The organism is Methylobacterium sp. UNCCL125 (assembly GCF_900116795.1).
Taxonomy (GTDB): domain Bacteria; phylum Pseudomonadota; class Alphaproteobacteria; order Rhizobiales; family Beijerinckiaceae; genus Methylobacterium; species Methylobacterium fujisawaense.
The window spans coordinates 46841-60833 of record NZ_FPBW01000005.1 but is presented as its reverse complement, the minus strand read 5'-3'; the positions used below and the strand labels follow the sequence as shown (position 1 = coordinate 60833).

The following is a 13993-nucleotide window of genomic DNA, read 5'->3' as shown; positions in this document are numbered from 1 at the left end:
CGCGATGACAGCTGCCCCTTCCGGTCCGGGTCGCGGCGCCAAGCGTACCGCCATCGCCTGCGCCGGTCTCGCCGTTGGCATGGTCGGCCTCGCCTTCGCGTCGGTCCCTCTCTACAACGCGTTCTGCAAGGCGACTGGCTACGACGGAACGCCCCGCCAGGGGCCGGCGCTCACCGCCTCCGCGGCACGCACCGACGACAGCATGGTCGTGCATTTCGACACGAACGTCGCACCGGGGCTGTCCTGGAAGTTCGTCCCGGAAGTGAGCCGCGTCGAAGCGAAGCTCGGCGAGACGAAGACTGTCTTCTTCCGGGTGCAGAACGTCGGCAGCGCACCGTCGGCGGGTGTGGCCACCTTCAACGTCCAGCCCGGCCTGATGGGCGGCTATTTCGTCAAGATCGCCTGTTTCTGCTTCAACGAGCAGACGCTTCAGCCCGGCGAGACACTGGACGTGCCCGTGGTGTTCTATGTCGATCCGGCCGTCCGGGACGATTCGAACACCGCGCATCTCTCGGAGATGACGCTATCCTACACGTACTTTGCCTCCAAGAACGGCCAGCCGGTCAAGGCGACGGTGGCGAAGTCCGGTTCTTCGGAGACGAAGGGCGATTTCTGATCGCGGACCCGTGACAAGACGGGGCTGCACCGACTAAACGTTCGGGCAAGCTTGGGTGTGGTGTCGGCCGCGCCCGGCCAAGAGCAAGCAACGAACAGCGTAAGGCCGGATGCCGGGAACGGCGCGGGGCACGAGGGTGAGGAGCGACGGGACGATGGCCGAGGCGCACGCCAAGAATCACGACTATCACATCCTGAGTCCGAGCCCGTGGCCGTTGATCGGGGCCTTTTCAGGCTTCCTGATGGCGTTCGGCGCCGTGTTCTGGATGAAGAGCCTCCAGATCGGGACCTTGAGCCCAGGCCCCTACATCTTCGGGGCCGGCACGATCGGCGTCCTCTACACGATGTTCTCGTGGTGGCGGGACGTCGCCCACGAGGCCAATTCCGGCGATCACACCCGCGTCGTCCAGCTGCACCACCGCTACGGCATGATGATGTTCATCGCCTCCGAGGTGATGTTCTTCGTCGCGTGGTTCTGGGCCTACTTCGAGGCCGCGCTCTACACCGCCGATCCCATCCAGGTCTCGCGTGTGGAGTTTACCGGCGGCGTGTGGCCGCCGAAGGGTATCGAGGCCTTCGATCCCTGGCATCTGCCGCTCCTCAACACGCTGATCCTGCTGACCTCCGGCACCACGGTGACCTGGGCCCACCACGCGCTGATTGAGGGCGACCGCAAGGGCCTGAAATACGGCCTGTGGCTGACGATCATCCTCGGCGTTCTGTTCACAGCCTGCCAGGCCTACGAGTACAGCCACGCCGAATTCGGCTTCTCGGGAAGCATCTACGCGTCGACATTCTTCATGGCGACGGGCTTCCATGGCGCCCACGTCATCATCGGCACGATCTTCCTCGCGGTCTGCCTGTTCCGCGTCTATGCGGGCCAGTTCACCCCGCGCCAGCATCTCGGCTTCGAGTTCGCCGCCTGGTACTGGCACTTCGTCGACGTCGTGTGGCTGTTCCTGTTCGCCGCCATCTACGTGTGGGGCTCGGGCGTCTTCCACGGCGGCGGCGCTCACTGAGACCGAAGCATCCCGCCGATGCATGGCGGACCTGCGAAGGGCGGCTCAGGCCGCCCTTTTGCATTTCCGACGCTTCGTGATCCCCATATCGGATAGGACGGCCCGGGCGCGGGACGACCGGGGTCCGCGCGGAGCTGTTCTGGAGTATGCCCGTGGACAACCGAACCTATTCGCCGCCGCCCCCGATCCCCACCGGCCTGCGCGGCCGGTGCCCGCGTTGCGGCGAGGGCCATCTGTTCAAGGGGTTTCTCACCCTGCGCCCCTCCTGCGAGGCCTGCGGCCTCGACTACGCGCATTTCGACTCCGCGGATGGGCCGGCCTTCTTCGTGATGTCGATCGTCGGCCTCATCGTCGTGGGCCTCGCCCTGTGGCTGGAGATCACCTACGAGCCGCCGATCTGGGTTCACGCCACGGTGGCACTGACACTCTCCGTCGGGCTCAGCCTGATCTTGGTTCGACCGCTCAAGGGCCTTCTGGTCGCCCTTCAGTTCAGCAATCGGGCCGAGGAAGGGCGCTTCGAGCCGTGACCGCTGCCGAAACGAAACGGGCTGCCTGGCGCGATCTCGTCGCGCCGGGAATCGCGTCCTTGATCGCTCTGGCCATCCTGCTCGGCCTCGGGACATGGCAGCTCGAACGCAAGAGCTGGAAGGAAGACCTGATCGCGCGGATCGTTCGGCAAAGCCGGGCCGAGCCCGTGGCGCCCCCAACGCCGGAGGCCTGGAATCCGGAGCGTGACGAGTTTCGGCATGTCCGGGTCTCCGGGCGCTTCCTCAACGACCGGGAGACCCTCGTCCACGGCCTGGCAGCCGGCGAGACGCCGGGACGCGCCCTGCAAGGCTTCTATGTTCTCACGCCCCTGCGCCGCGACGACGACAGCATCGTGTTGATCAACCGGGGCTTCGTGCCCACGGAACTGAAGGCGCAGGGTGATCGTCGGGATGGCCTGATCGAGGGGCCGACGACGGTCACTGGAATCCTCCGGTCCAGCGAGGCCCGGGGGATGTTCGTGCCGGAGCCCGACCCGGCCCGTGGCGAGTGGTTCAATCGGGATATCGCCGGCATCGCCGCGGCCCGCGGCCTCGGCGCAGTGGCGCCCTACCTGATCGAGGCCGATGCCGTCCCGGGACAGACGACCTGGCCACGGGGCGGTCAGCTGCGCGTCGACCTCCCCAACAACCATCTGCAATACGCGTTCACGTGGTTCGGCCTCGCCGCCTGTCTGATCGGCGTCTTCTCGGTCTTCGCGTGGCGCCGCCTGCACGATTCGGCCGAGCCCCGGGCGGCCTAGGACAAAATCGAACTCTTTGGCTCCCGGCGAGGAAAAGTCTCGCGGGGTCCGGCTGAAAAACAGCAACCCGTTCCTTTGACCGCGCGCCGTCGCTCCAGAATACTTTCTGTGTTCTGGATCGATCGGCCGCGCAGTGCATAGTGTATTCAGTTCGCGGCGATCTTCCAAAGACGACACGGCGCATGGCCGCCGTGCAACTGAGGTAGCGCCGGATGACAAGCCATTTCGCCGATGACCCGCGGCGCGAGCCGATCCGCTTCGCCTACTGGGTGCCCAACGTTTCCGGTGGGCTCGTGATCAGCAAGATCCCGCAGCGGACGAGCTGGGATGCGGAGTACAATCGAAAGCTGGCCCAGATCGCCGAGGCGGCGGGGTTCGAGTACGGGCTGACGCAGATCCGGTTCACCGCCGGCTACGGGGCTGAGTACCAGCACGAATCGGTGGCCTTCAGCCACGCCCTGCTTGCCGCGACGACCAAGCTCAAGGTCATCGCCGCCCTTCTGCCCGGACCGTGGCATCCGACCCTCGCCGCCAAGCAGATCGCCACGATCTCGCAGCTCACCGAGGGGCGCATCGCGGTGAACATCGTGTCCGGCTGGTTCTCGGGAGAGTTCCGGGCCATCGGCGAGCCCTGGCTCGATCATGACGAGCGTTACCGCCGGTCCGAGGAATTTATCCGGAGCCTGCGCGGGATCTGGACGCAGGACAACTTCACCTTCCGCGGCGATTTCTATCGCTACAGCGACTACACGTTGAAGCCGAAGCCCGCCCAGCCGCTGCCTGAGATCTTCCAGGGCGGTTCGTCGCGGGCGGCGCGCGACATGGCGGCCCGCGTCTCCGACTGGTACTTCACCAATGGCGGCACGCCGGAGACGATCCGGGCCCAGGTGGACGACATCCGCGCCAAGTCGGCCGAGACCGGCAATTATCCCCGGATCGGCGTGAACGCCTTCGTGATCGCCCGCGACACGGAGGAGGAAGCCCGCGCCGTCCTTCAGGAGATCATCGACAATGCCGATCCCGAGGCCGTGAAGGCTTTCGGCCACGAGGTGAAGAATGCCGGCAAGGCCTCGCCCGAAGGCGAAGGCAACTGGGCGAAGTCGAGCTTCGAGGATCTCGTTCAGTACAACGACGGCTTCAAGACCAACCTGATCGGCACGCCCGACCAGATCGCCGAGCGGATCCTGGCGCTGAAGGATGCCGGTGCGGACCTCGCGCTGCTGGCCTTCCTGCACTTCCAGGAAGACGTCGCGTATTTCGGCGCGCACGTGATCCCCCGGGTCCGCGCCCTCGAGGCCGCCCGGAACCGGCATGCCGAGGCAGCCTGAGCGTCGCACGCCGATCCGTATCCTGCCTGACTGGAGTGAGCCATGAACATCGCCGTCGATGCGCGCACGCTCGCGCCGGAGCGCCGTCAGGGCGCTCCCGGCCCCGCGCGACCGCCCTCCCCCGCCCATGTGATCCGTGACGATGCCGAGGCGCTGGCCGTCGCCCAGCGGCTGGCTGCCGCGTTCCGGGGCGGCGCCTCGGAGCGGGACCGCCACGCCGCACGACCGCTGGCGGAACTCGACGCCTTCTCTCAGAGCGGCCTCTGGTCGATCAACGTGCCGCGGGCGTATGGCGGCCCGGAGGTCTCCTACCGGACCCTGGCCCAGGTGATCGCCATCCTTGCGGCTGCCGATCCATCGATCGCGCAGATCGCCCAGAACCATCTCGGCATCCTGGCGGCCATCCGGACCGTGTCGGACGAGGCGCAGAAGCACCTGCTCTTCTCGGAGGTGTTGCGCGGAACGCGGTTCGGCAACGCCTTCTCGGAGCGCGGCACCAAGCGGGCGGCCGATTTCGACACACGCTTCACCGATGACGGCGACCACGTCGTCGTGCGGGGCCAGAAATTCTACGCCACGGGCGCCCTTCTCGCGCATCTCGTGCCGATCGTGGCGCTCGATGGAGACGGGCGTGCTTGGTACGCCATCGCCGAGCGGGACGCGCCCGGCCTGACGGTAATCGACGACTGGTCGAGCTTCGGCCAGCGCGGTACGGCCAGCGGGACCGTGCTGATCGAGGACGTGCGGGTTCCCAAGAGCCATCTCGTCCCCGCCTGGAAGGGCTACGAGGCGCCCACCGCCGACGGCGCGGTGTTCCAGATTATCCAGGCGGCCGTCGATGCCGGGATCGGCCGCGAGGCCCTGGACGACACGATTCGCTTCGTTCGCGACAAGGCCCGCCCCTGGATCGATAGCGGGCTGGAACGGGCCTCGGACGATCCCTACACGATCCACGCGATCGGCGATCTGACCATCCGGCAGCACGCCGCCGAAGCGCTGCTCGACCGGGCCGGGCTCGTCCTCGACGCGGCCGTAGCGCGACCCGATGCCGAGGCGGTCGCCGCGGCACAGATCGCCGTGGCCGAGGCAAAGGTGCTCACCACCGAGGTGGCCTTGGCGGCGTCAAACAAGCTCTTCGAGCTGTCGGGCACCCGCTCGACCCTGGCGGCGGAGAACCTCGACCGGCACTGGCGGAACGCCCGCACGCACACGCTGCACGATCCGGTCCGCTGGAAATACGCGATCGTGGGCAACCACGCCCTGAACGGCGTGAACCCGCCGCTCCACGCCTGGAGCTGACCGGGCCCTACAGCACGGGCAATCCCCGGGCCTTCGCCTCCTCGCCGGGCTCGACATGGATGGTCACCACGGCGCCGGGGATCGTCGTCTCCAAGGCGGTCTCCAGCCGGTCGCAGATCGCGTGGGAATCCTCGACGGTCATGGCCCCGGGGACGACGAGGTGGAAATCGATGAAGGTGGCCTGACCGGCGGAGCGGGTGCGCACGTCGTGCGCCTCCAGCGCGCCCTCACCGTGCTGCGAGATGAGCGACCGGATCTGGCTCACCATCTCGGCCGGGGCGGCCCGATCCATCAGGCCGTCCACCGATTCCCGGACCATGCGGAAGCCCGACCAGAGGATGTTGAGCGCCACCAGCCCGGCCACGACGGGGTCGAGGACCGGGTATCCGGTCAGGATGACGGCGCCGACGCCGGCAAGGACGCCGCAGGACGTGACAACGTCGGCGAAGACGTGACGCGCATCGGCGATCAGAGCCGGCGAACGCCAGCGCTTGCCCCACCGCATGAGTGCCACCGCCCAGGCGGCGTTGATGATTCCGGCCCCGAAGTTGATCGCGAGGCCGATCAGGGGCGCGTCGAGGGGCTCCGGAGCGAGCAGCCCGGAATAGGATTCGCGCAGGATCAGCAGCGCAGCCACCACGATCAGCGCGCCCTCGATCACCGCGGAAAAGAACTCGGCCTTGTGATGTCCGTAGGGATGGTCCTCGTCGGCCGGACGCGCGGCGACCCGCAGGGCCACGAAGGCGCCCACGGCCGCGACCACGTTGATGATGCTCTCCAGAGCGTCGGAGTACAGGGCGAGGCTGCCCGTGAGCCACGCGGCGTAGAATTTCAGCGCCGTGACGGCGAGGCCGATGCCCGCGCTGAAGAGGGCGGCTTTCTGGGTGCGGTCCATGGATTGCGCCGTTGGGGTGACGCCGCGCCCATACGGCACCCGCCGCGGCCAAGGCCACGGCAAAGGTTCGAGACCGTCGAAAACGTGTTAGCCGCGGCTATGTCTCCGACGGGGTCTCGCGGCCCCGGGCAACCTCGCGCCGTCGGCTCAGCTCCGCCTTGGCGTGGGCGACCTCGGCCTTGCGGAGATAGCGCCGACGCTGCCAAGCGAAGCGCGTCGCGGCGGCCAGGGTCTCCAACCGAGCGGCCTCACGCTCCCAATAACCGAGGAGCTGGCCGTCCAGGGTGATGGACCGGCGTGGCGCGCGGGGGGGCACGCGGGTCGTCACGCGGGGCGATCCCGCGACGCCGGCGGCTCGCCCGTCTCGGCGACGACCAGCGCGTCCGGATCACCGCGGAAGCTGCCGGCACCGGTATCCGGAACGGGGACGCCGGGGCTGCCGAAGGGCTGGCTCGGATAGGCCGATTCGAACTTCGCGCGGGCGGCTTCGGGATCCTCGGCCTTCAGCACGATCTCGGCTGTGCCGGGCAGCGGCCAGCGGGGGTCGGCGTCATCACGGGGGCGAACGGCGTACCAGGGCATGGATCGAAGACCTCGCGTCTCGGTGACGCGGAAACGGGCGCACTCCCCGGCGGTTCCGCGGTTGAAACCGCGTGCCGTTCGGTGCAGGCAGCCGGCGATGCGCGTGGACCTCTTCGATTTCGACCTGCCGGAAACCAGCATCGCCCTGCGCCCGGCCGAGCCGCGCGATGCCGGGCGGCTGCTCGTGGTGCAACCCGGCCTGCCGCCGGCCGACCAGACCGTGCGCGACCTTCCCGGCGCCCTCAGGGCGGGCGATGCCCTGGTCTTCAACGACACGAAGGTGATCCCCGCGCGGCTGAACGGTGTCCGCACGCGTCCCGGCGCCCCGGGCCAGCGCACGGAGGTGTTGCTTCACCTGCGCGAAGCCCCGGATCGCTGGCGCGCCTTCGCCCGGCCGGCGAAACGACTCGCTCCGGGCGATGCACTGCGCTTCGGCGCACTGGGCGCCACCGTCATCGAGAAGGCCGAGGCCGGCGAGATCGTCTTGGCCTTCGACCGGTCCGGGCCCGAGCTCGACGCCGCCATCGCCGCCGAGGGCGCCCTGCCGCTGCCGCCCTACATCGCGGGCAAGCGCGCCACGGATACCCGGGACACCACCGACTACCAGACGGTCTACGCCCGGCATCCGGGAGCGGTCGCGGCGCCGACGGCGGGCCTGCACTTCTCCGAGGCGCTGCTGTCCGATCTCGATGCCGCCGGTCTACGGCGCCACCACGTCACGCTGCATGTCGGCGCCGGGACCTTCCTGCCGGTCAAGGCCGAGGATACCGACGCACACCGCATGCATGCGGAGATCGGCATCCTTGACGCCGCCACGGCCGACGCCCTGAACGCGGCGCGGGCCGCGGGGGGCCGGATCGTCGCGGTGGGCACCACGGCGCTGCGCCTTCTGGAGAGCGCCGCCGGCCCGGACGGGACGCTCGCGCCCTTCTCGGGGCCGACCGAGATCTTCATCACGCCGGGCTATCGGTTCCGCGCGGTCGACGCGCTCGTGACCAACTTCCACTTGCCGCGCTCGACGCTGTTCATGCTGGTCTCGGCCTTCTCCGGACTGGAGACGATGCGCGCGGCCTACGCGCACGCGATCGAGGCGGGATACCGGTTCTACTCCTACGGCGACGCCAGCCTGCTCTTCCCGGGCCCGCGCGCGGACATCCCATGACCGACAGCGTTCCCTTCGGATTCAACCTGCTGGCGCAGGACGACACCGCCCGAACCGGCGTCATCACGACGCCGCGCGGCACCATCCGCACACCGGCCTTCATGCCGGTGGGCACCGCCGCGACCGTCAAGGCGATGTATCCCGATCAGGTCCGCGACCTCGGCGCCGACGTGGTGCTGGGCAACACCTATCACCTGATGCTGCGGCCCGGCCCGGAGCGCATGGCCCGGCTCGGCGGCCTGCACCGCTTCATGAACTGGGATCGGCCGATCCTGACGGATTCCGGCGGCTTCCAGGTGATGTCCCTCTCCGCCCTGCGGAAGATCGACGAGCAGGGCGTGACCTTCCGCTCGCATATCGACGGCACCGCCCACCACATGAGCCCGGAGCGCTCCATCGAGATCCAGGGTCTGCTCGGCTCGGACATCCAGATGCAGCTCGACGAATGCGTGCGCCTGCCGGCCGACCATGCGGCCATCGAGAAGGCCATGCATCTGTCCCTGCGCTGGGCCGAGCGCTGCCGCGTCGCGTTCGGCGAGCAGCCCGGGCGGGCCATGTTCGGCATCGTCCAGGGCGGCGACGTGCCGGCCCTGCGCGTCGAGAGCGCGCGCGCGCTGACGGATCTCGATCTCAAGGGCTACGCGGTAGGCGGCCTCGCCGTGGGCGAGCCCCAGGAGGTCATGTTCGCCATGATCGAGACGGTGGAGCCGCATCTGCCGGCGGCGAAGCCCCGGTACCTGATGGGCGTCGGTACGCCGGACGACATCCTCGGCGCGGTCGCCCGCGGCATCGACATGTTCGACTGCGTGATGCCGACTCGCGCCGGCCGGCACGGCCTCGCCTATACGCGCCACGGACGGGTCAACCTGCGCAATGCCCGCCACGCCGAGGACACCGCGCCGCTCGACGAGGCCTCGACCTGTCCGGCGGCCCGGGATTACTCCCGCGCCTATCTGCACCACCTCGTTCGGTCGAACGAGATCCTCGGGATGATGCTCCTGACCTGGAACAACCTCGCCTATTATCAGGACCTGATGGCCGGCGCCCGCGTGGCGATCCGGGACGGCCGCTACGCGGATTACTGCACCAGCACCCGCGCGGGTTGGGCCCGGTCCGAGCGCGCCGCCGCCTGACCGCCCAATTCAGGGATGTGCCAGCACGCGGTAGACTCCGTCCGGATCGTCATGGCCCGTCGCGACGGCAGCCTTCAGATCCGAGACGAGCCGCGCCGCCACGGGTAAACGGTAATGGAGCGCGTCCCAGTAATTCGCGTCCTCGGTCGTGAGCGGCGAGATCCGGCGGAAATCCACCACGACGGCGCCGCGGCGTTTCCCGATCATCGCGGTGCGCGCCTTGCAAGCCGCCTCGCGCCGGCCCGCTGCAGAGTCCGGTGCTCCCTGCGCCGCCGCATGGACCGGCATGAACGCCACGATCTTCAGCGCCTCCCCCGGCACGCGGCCGAGCAGATCGTCGAGATGGGCGAGGGCCGGCATCGGGGCGCCCGGTGCGTCCGCGGCGGATGACTCGACGGCCCCCGCTCGGATATGCGCCCGCGCGCGGTCGAGGTCGTAGCGCGCCTCCGATGGCGTGAACACCGCATAGCCGTCGCCGCGGATCCTCGCCCGTGCCAGCCCGAGATCTGCGAACCCGGCTCCGACGGCCGTCGTGACTGAGCGCAAGCTCATCTGCCGCAACACGTCCCCCGGCGCTCCGTCCGCGTAGAGCCAGTCCGGAAAGGCGTTCGCGGTTCGGGCCGGCGGATCGGCGGCGCACCACGTGGCGTCGAGGCCGAACAGGACCGCGCGGATCGGCCTGCGTGCCAGGAACAATCCGGCGAGGCGGGTCTGCTCATCGGGGGTGGCGGCATTCATAGCCAGATTGGCGAACCGCACGCCGAAGGCCGCGTCCAGCGCGACCGGGTCGAGCAGACGTGCGGTCGAGGTCCCGAAGACCGCCGCGTCGAACGGACCGCCGCGGGCGATCTGCGGGTAGGAGAGCCGTTGATTGGTGTCCATGATCGGTCCCGGCGGACGACCGGGCGCGGCCCGCAATCCGTAGGGGTCGATTGCGGCCACGAGGCCGATCGCCGCCAGGCCCATGATTGCGGCGGCCACGACGAAGGTGCGGGCGAAACCGCTCCATGCTGACGGGTGGTCGATCGGGCGGTGAGACGGCGCGTCCATCGGCGGGCTCCATACGCCATTCCGCCGCCCGCGTCGCAGCCTGCGACACCGGGCGACGGCGCACCCCCGTGGGTTTGCTCGACCAGGGACACGGGCATGCGCGGAGCCATCACGCCGCCTCCACCGCGACTGACCGCTTCGTCGCGGCACCCAGACCCATTTCAGATCGAAAAACCTTCGATTCACCATCCTGGACGGAGGCGAAGGCCAAATCCTGATCGAGGCCGTTGGAGGCGCATGGTCTCCTCCGCGCCGCCTGAGAAAGACCCCCTCGCGACGGCGGCGGAAGCGGTCGCCGATCTTCCGACGAATGTCTTCGTTACGCGGTGGCAGCAAATCACGGGTGAGCCGCCCGCGATTCTCTTGAACTCGTATTCCGAGATGATCGCGCTATTGGTGGCGAGCGTGCCCATGGCGCCGTTTCCACGTCACGGGCCTGAGCCCGACGAGGCGGGTCTCGACCCCGGTGCGGGCCGAGATCGAAACGAGCCATGACGATCAAGCCGTCGGCGGCCTGTAACTGGGTCCAGCGCCACATCTGGCGGCAGCACGCGCGCGACGCCCTAACGCCGTTTGAGGTCCCGTGCGATAGGCAGGAGTGATACGCGCTCCGTCCGGGTTCCTCTGCTGCTACCCGCCCGGCGTGCTTTGGATCGGCCATCGAATCCGCGCACCCAGGACATCAATCTGATCGCGGCACAGGAACTTGTACTCTGGGGCGCCCTGCGGCCAAACGCTGGGATCGCTGGCTATGCCGAGGCCATTGACGATGAACGAATGCAGCGAGCGGCCGGACAGATTGTCATCGAACTCTATATAGAATTTGTCGCTAAGCCCATTTATCTTTAACAGCTCTTTTAGAGCCGCGACCGCGCTGATTATTGCTTCTGCGCCGTTTGTCATGGCTTCCTCCGAAAACGGAGGTACCACAACCTACGGTAAGCGTCTGTGGCAGTATCGCTACAACCTACGGCGCCCTGTCAGCGCGCCATCGATCTCCGCGGGGTGCGCACGCCCAGCCTCAGTGATGAACCATGCTGAGATTTCACGGCCCTGGCCCTGGGCGGATTGTGACACCACCAGCCCCAGCTTGAGCAGGACCGGCATCGCCGACGGGTAAGCCTCGTGCCGCAGCCCTTGCGGGTAGAGCAGGCAAGCACGGACCGCGGCGAGCTGTCGGACGCGGAGAGGTGCGGAGGGTTCTAAGGGCATCCGCAGAGAGGGTTTCTGTCGGGATAGCTGTCGGGGCAGCCATTCCGGTCTCTGCTAAGTTTTGGTCGGAGTGGCAGGATTTGAACCTGCGACCCCCACGTCCCGAACGTGGTGCGCTACCAGACTGCGCTACACTCCGAAGGCCGTCCCGCGTCTCCGCCAAGGCCGGCGAGCGGGTGTATAGCCGCGCCTTTCCCCCACCGCAAGCGCGGTGTTGCGCCTTTTCAGCCGAGATGTTCGGGCCAATCGTCGGAGAGCCGGTGGCTCGTGATCGCCACCGCGGCCGAGCGCACCGCAACCGTGGCGAGATGGTCCGCGCCGCAATCGAGATCCGCGAGACTCCACGGGCCGTCCAGTGTCCAGGATCCGTCGCCGACCGCCCGGAGGAGACGCGGGGCTTCAGGCGGAACGGTGACGCTGAACCGGTCGAGGGGCAGCGACAGGCCGCTGCCGAGCGCCTTCACCACGGCTTCCTTGCGGGTCCACAGACCGAAGAAGGCACGCTCGACCGTGCTCCGGGATGCTCGGGACAGGGCTGACACCTCGTCGGCGGCGAAATGCGCCCGCGCGATCCGCAGCGCGTCCACGATCGGCCGGACGGCCTCGACATCGACACCGATGGGCATGTCGCGCGCGATGCCGATCACCGCCCGCGCTCCGGAATGCGACAGGTTGAACTGCCAGGCGCCTCGCGTCGCACCCGCGAGCTCCGGCTTGCCGCCGGGGCCGGCCGTGATCTCCACTTCGGCCGGCGGGAGACCGAGCACGTCGGCGAGCACCGTTCGGAGCGCCGCGTGGCTAGCGACGAAGCGCGCCCGATCCGCCGGCCGCAGGAACCGGTCCGCGCGCAGGCGCTCCGCGCCGTCGAGTACGGCGTCGCAGCGATGGAGCCGGTCCGGAGAAAGCCCGAGATCGACGATCCAGACGCGAGCCGCGCTCACGCGAGGCCTCGCGGGGGCGGAGAGCTGGCGCTAGCGTCGGCAGGGCGAAACGGCACGGGCGGGCATCCGGTGAGGGCGGTATGAGCAGCATCGGAAACAAGCCCGCCTCCCGCAAGGAGCGGCGTGCGCGATGACCCCGATTGCCGCGGGTTTCGGCAGCGCCCCCTCGGACAGGCCGAGCCTGCACCGGCGAAGGGTCCGCTACGGGGTGTTCTTCGCCACCTATCTCTACCAGGGCCTCATCGCGGGCTTCTCGCTCACCGCCCTCGCCAACCATCTGGCGGCGCAGGGCGTTTCGTCGGCCGAGGTCGGCGTTCACTTCGCCCTGGCGGGACTGCCCTGGACGTTGCAGCCCCTGCTCTGGGGACCCTGGGTGGACCGGGCCGGCGACACGCGAATGGGCCGGCGTCGGCCCTTCGCGGTCGCAGCGCTCGTCGGATGCCTCGCGAGTCTCGCGCTCCTCCTCGTCGTCGAACGCAACGCCATCGGTGCCTTGGGACTGGTCTTCCTCGTTCACAGCGTGTTCGCGTCGCTGCTCGACACCGCCTGCGACCGGATGATCATGGACCATGTCCCGGCGCACGAGCTCGGCCGGGTCAGCGCCTGCACGCGCGCGGGCTTCGTGGCGGGAACCAGCCTCAGCGCCGGGCTCTTCGGCTGGATGCTGGCGACCTGGGGATTCGCCGCGAGCAGCCGCTGGCTGCTCGTCGCCGCGATCCTCGCGAGCCTGCCGATGCTGCTGATCCGCGAGGCGCCGACTGACGCGTTCCTGTCCCGCGAGCGCCGCGGAGCGGCACCGCGCCGCGTCCCGGTCCGGCGCTTCCTGCGCCGGACCGTCGTCGCGCTCCAGCGGCCGCGTGCCCTGCGTCTGCTCGCCTTGTGCTTCGGCCTGGACGCCGCCCTGGGACTGTTCGAGCTGCCCTTCTCGATCGATCTGCTCCAGCGTCAGGGCTGGGATGCCGCCGGTCTGTCGCGCCTTCAGGCGATCCTGACCCTGGCGAGCGGCACGGCCGGCGCCATCGCGGTGGGTCTCTGGTCGGATCGGGCGGGGGCAGCAGCGCCGTTGCGCGCGCTGCTCCTGGGAAGCGCCGTCACCTTCGCGCTCGCCGGCAGCCTGATCGGCGCCGGCCTCATCGGGGCGGCGGGACCGGTGATCCTGGCGCTCACCAGCGTGCTGCCCGGCCTGCTGATCGTCGCCCTGATGCCGGCCCTGCTCGAGTCGAGCCGGGGCCGACCGGGCGCGGCCACGCAGTTCGAAGTCTACATGGCCGCCATGAATCTGGGCTCGGTCGCCGGCACCGCCGTCGCGGGCTGGCTGGCGCCCCTGCTGCCGCTGCACGGGGTCGCCGTCCTCGTCGCCGCAACATTCCTGGCGGCGTTCCGGATGGCGGGAGACGGCGGCCTGCTCAACTCCCATGCTTGAGGGAACAGGGGACTGCGCGCCACGGCCGACTCCCCGTTGGCCGCCG

At 69.0% G+C, this 13993-nt stretch carries 15 protein-coding genes and 1 tRNA gene; 9 read left to right on the top strand and 7 right to left on the bottom strand.

Annotation, left to right across the window (positions count from 1 at the left end; genetic code table 11):
• Positions 1-4: 4 nt before the first annotated feature.
• The 6 genes from BM396_RS05650 to BM396_RS05625 all read left to right on the top strand — a co-directional run bounded on the left by BM396_RS05650 (position 5) and on the right by BM396_RS05625 (position 5549).
• On the top strand, positions 5-616 hold the full coding sequence (locus BM396_RS05650; protein WP_043380434.1) for a cytochrome c oxidase assembly protein: 612 nt from the start codon (positions 5-7) through the stop codon (positions 614-616).
• A gap of 154 nt (positions 617-770) precedes the next feature.
• Complete coding sequence (locus tag BM396_RS05645; protein ID WP_043348496.1) at positions 771-1634, top strand: cytochrome c oxidase subunit 3; 864 nt, start codon at positions 771-773, stop codon at positions 1632-1634.
• Between the two features lie 146 nt (positions 1635-1780).
• On the top strand, positions 1781-2161 hold the full coding sequence (locus tag BM396_RS05640) for a DUF983 domain-containing protein (RefSeq protein ID WP_051044717.1): 381 nt from the start codon (positions 1781-1783) through the stop codon (positions 2159-2161).
• The gene (locus BM396_RS05635; RefSeq protein ID WP_043380438.1) at positions 2158-2922 is read left to right on the top strand and encodes an SURF1 family protein; all 765 of its coding nucleotides are present in this window, start codon (positions 2158-2160) and stop codon (positions 2920-2922) included. The genes BM396_RS05640 and BM396_RS05635 overlap by 4 nt, the downstream gene beginning before the upstream one ends.
• A 212-nt stretch (positions 2923-3134) precedes the next feature.
• Positions 3135-4250 carry a dimethylsulfone monooxygenase SfnG gene (gene sfnG / locus BM396_RS05630; protein ID WP_043380440.1) on the top strand — a complete coding sequence of 372 codons (1116 nt, stop codon included), beginning with the start codon at positions 3135-3137 and terminating at the stop codon, positions 4248-4250.
• A gap of 42 nt (positions 4251-4292) precedes the next feature.
• Entirely contained in the window at positions 4293-5549 is a 1257-nt protein-coding gene (locus BM396_RS05625; RefSeq protein WP_043348503.1) for an SfnB family sulfur acquisition oxidoreductase, read from the top strand.
• Between the two features lie 7 nt (positions 5550-5556).
• Here the strand turns inward: BM396_RS05625 and BM396_RS05620 are convergent, their stop codons facing one another.
• The 3 genes from BM396_RS05620 to BM396_RS05610 all read right to left on the bottom strand — a co-directional run bounded on the left by BM396_RS05620 (position 5557) and on the right by BM396_RS05610 (position 7026).
• Positions 5557-6444: a cation diffusion facilitator family transporter gene (locus BM396_RS05620; RefSeq protein ID WP_043380442.1), complete on the bottom strand. Its 888-nt coding sequence runs from the start codon at positions 6442-6444 to the stop codon at positions 5557-5559.
• 97 nt (positions 6445-6541) lie between these two features.
• Entirely contained in the window at positions 6542-6772 is a 231-nt protein-coding gene (locus BM396_RS05615; protein ID WP_244538815.1) for a hypothetical protein, read from the bottom strand.
• Positions 6769-7026: a hypothetical protein gene (locus tag BM396_RS05610; protein ID WP_043380445.1), complete on the bottom strand. Its 258-nt coding sequence runs from the start codon at positions 7024-7026 to the stop codon at positions 6769-6771. Before BM396_RS05610 ends, BM396_RS05615 begins: the two co-directional genes overlap by 4 nt.
• A gap of 97 nt (positions 7027-7123) precedes the next feature.
• Between BM396_RS05610 and queA the strand changes: the two genes are divergently transcribed.
• Positions 7124-8188, top strand: coding sequence for a tRNA preQ1(34) S-adenosylmethionine ribosyltransferase-isomerase QueA (gene queA, locus BM396_RS05605; protein WP_043380447.1), 1065 nt, complete (start codon positions 7124-7126; stop codon positions 8186-8188).
• Positions 8185-9321 carry a tRNA guanosine(34) transglycosylase Tgt gene (gene tgt, locus BM396_RS05600; protein WP_043380449.1) on the top strand — a complete coding sequence of 379 codons (1137 nt, stop codon included), beginning with the start codon at positions 8185-8187 and terminating at the stop codon, positions 9319-9321. The genes queA and tgt overlap by 4 nt, the downstream gene beginning before the upstream one ends.
• Positions 9322-9330: 9 nt before the next feature.
• On the opposite strand, the gene BM396_RS05595 is transcribed toward tgt, so the two are convergent.
• The 4 genes from BM396_RS05595 to BM396_RS05575 all read right to left on the bottom strand — a co-directional run bounded on the left by BM396_RS05595 (position 9331) and on the right by BM396_RS05575 (position 12524).
• Positions 9331-10287, bottom strand: a complete 957-nt coding sequence (locus BM396_RS05595; RefSeq protein WP_244538833.1) for a hypothetical protein — start codon at positions 10285-10287, stop codon at positions 9331-9333.
• Between the two features lie 714 nt (positions 10288-11001).
• Entirely contained in the window at positions 11002-11274 is a 273-nt protein-coding gene (locus tag BM396_RS32100) for a hypothetical protein (RefSeq protein WP_124262915.1), read from the bottom strand.
• Between the two features lie 371 nt (positions 11275-11645).
• A tRNA-Pro gene (locus tag BM396_RS05580) sits at positions 11646-11722 on the bottom strand.
• Between the two features lie 85 nt (positions 11723-11807).
• Complete coding sequence (locus tag BM396_RS05575) at positions 11808-12524, bottom strand: 4'-phosphopantetheinyl transferase family protein (protein ID WP_043380454.1); 717 nt, start codon at positions 12522-12524, stop codon at positions 11808-11810.
• 130 nt (positions 12525-12654) lie between these two features.
• Here BM396_RS05575 and BM396_RS05570 point away from each other — a divergent pair, with 130 nt between their 5' ends.
• A complete protein-coding gene (locus BM396_RS05570) occupies positions 12655-13947 on the top strand; it encodes an MFS transporter (RefSeq protein WP_043380456.1) in 1293 nt (430 codons plus the stop codon).
• Positions 13948-13993 lie beyond the last annotated feature (46 nt).

Bases quoted from the DNA above. Each gene is read 5' to 3' on its own strand.
- BM396_RS05650 (WP_043380434.1), top strand. From the start codon at position 5: ATGACAGCTGCCCCTTCCGGTCCGGGTCGCGGCGCCAAGCGTACCGCC.
- BM396_RS05645 (WP_043348496.1), top strand. From the start codon at position 771: ATGGCCGAGGCGCACGCCAAGAATCACGACTATCACATCCTGAGTCCG.
- BM396_RS05640 (WP_051044717.1), top strand. From the start codon at position 1,781: ATGCCCGTGGACAACCGAACCTATTCGCCGCCGCCCCCGATCCCCACC.
- sfnG (WP_043380440.1), top strand. From the start codon at position 3,135: ATGACAAGCCATTTCGCCGATGACCCGCGGCGCGAGCCGATCCGCTTC.
- BM396_RS05625 (WP_043348503.1), top strand. From the start codon at position 4,293: ATGAACATCGCCGTCGATGCGCGCACGCTCGCGCCGGAGCGCCGTCAG.
- BM396_RS05620 (WP_043380442.1), bottom strand. From the start codon at position 6,444: ATGGACCGCACCCAGAAAGCCGCCCTCTTCAGCGCGGGCATCGGCCTC.
- BM396_RS05610 (WP_043380445.1), bottom strand. From the start codon at position 7,026: ATGCCCTGGTACGCCGTTCGCCCCCGTGATGACGCCGACCCCCGCTGG.
- queA (WP_043380447.1), top strand. From the start codon at position 7,124: ATGCGCGTGGACCTCTTCGATTTCGACCTGCCGGAAACCAGCATCGCC.
- tgt (WP_043380449.1), top strand. From the start codon at position 8,185: ATGACCGACAGCGTTCCCTTCGGATTCAACCTGCTGGCGCAGGACGAC.
- BM396_RS05595 (WP_244538833.1), bottom strand. From the start codon at position 10,287: ATGGGCCTGGCGGCGATCGGCCTCGTGGCCGCAATCGACCCCTACGGA.
- BM396_RS32100 (WP_124262915.1), bottom strand. From the start codon at position 11,274: ATGACAAACGGCGCAGAAGCAATAATCAGCGCGGTCGCGGCTCTAAAA.
- BM396_RS05570 (WP_043380456.1), top strand. From the start codon at position 12,655: ATGACCCCGATTGCCGCGGGTTTCGGCAGCGCCCCCTCGGACAGGCCG.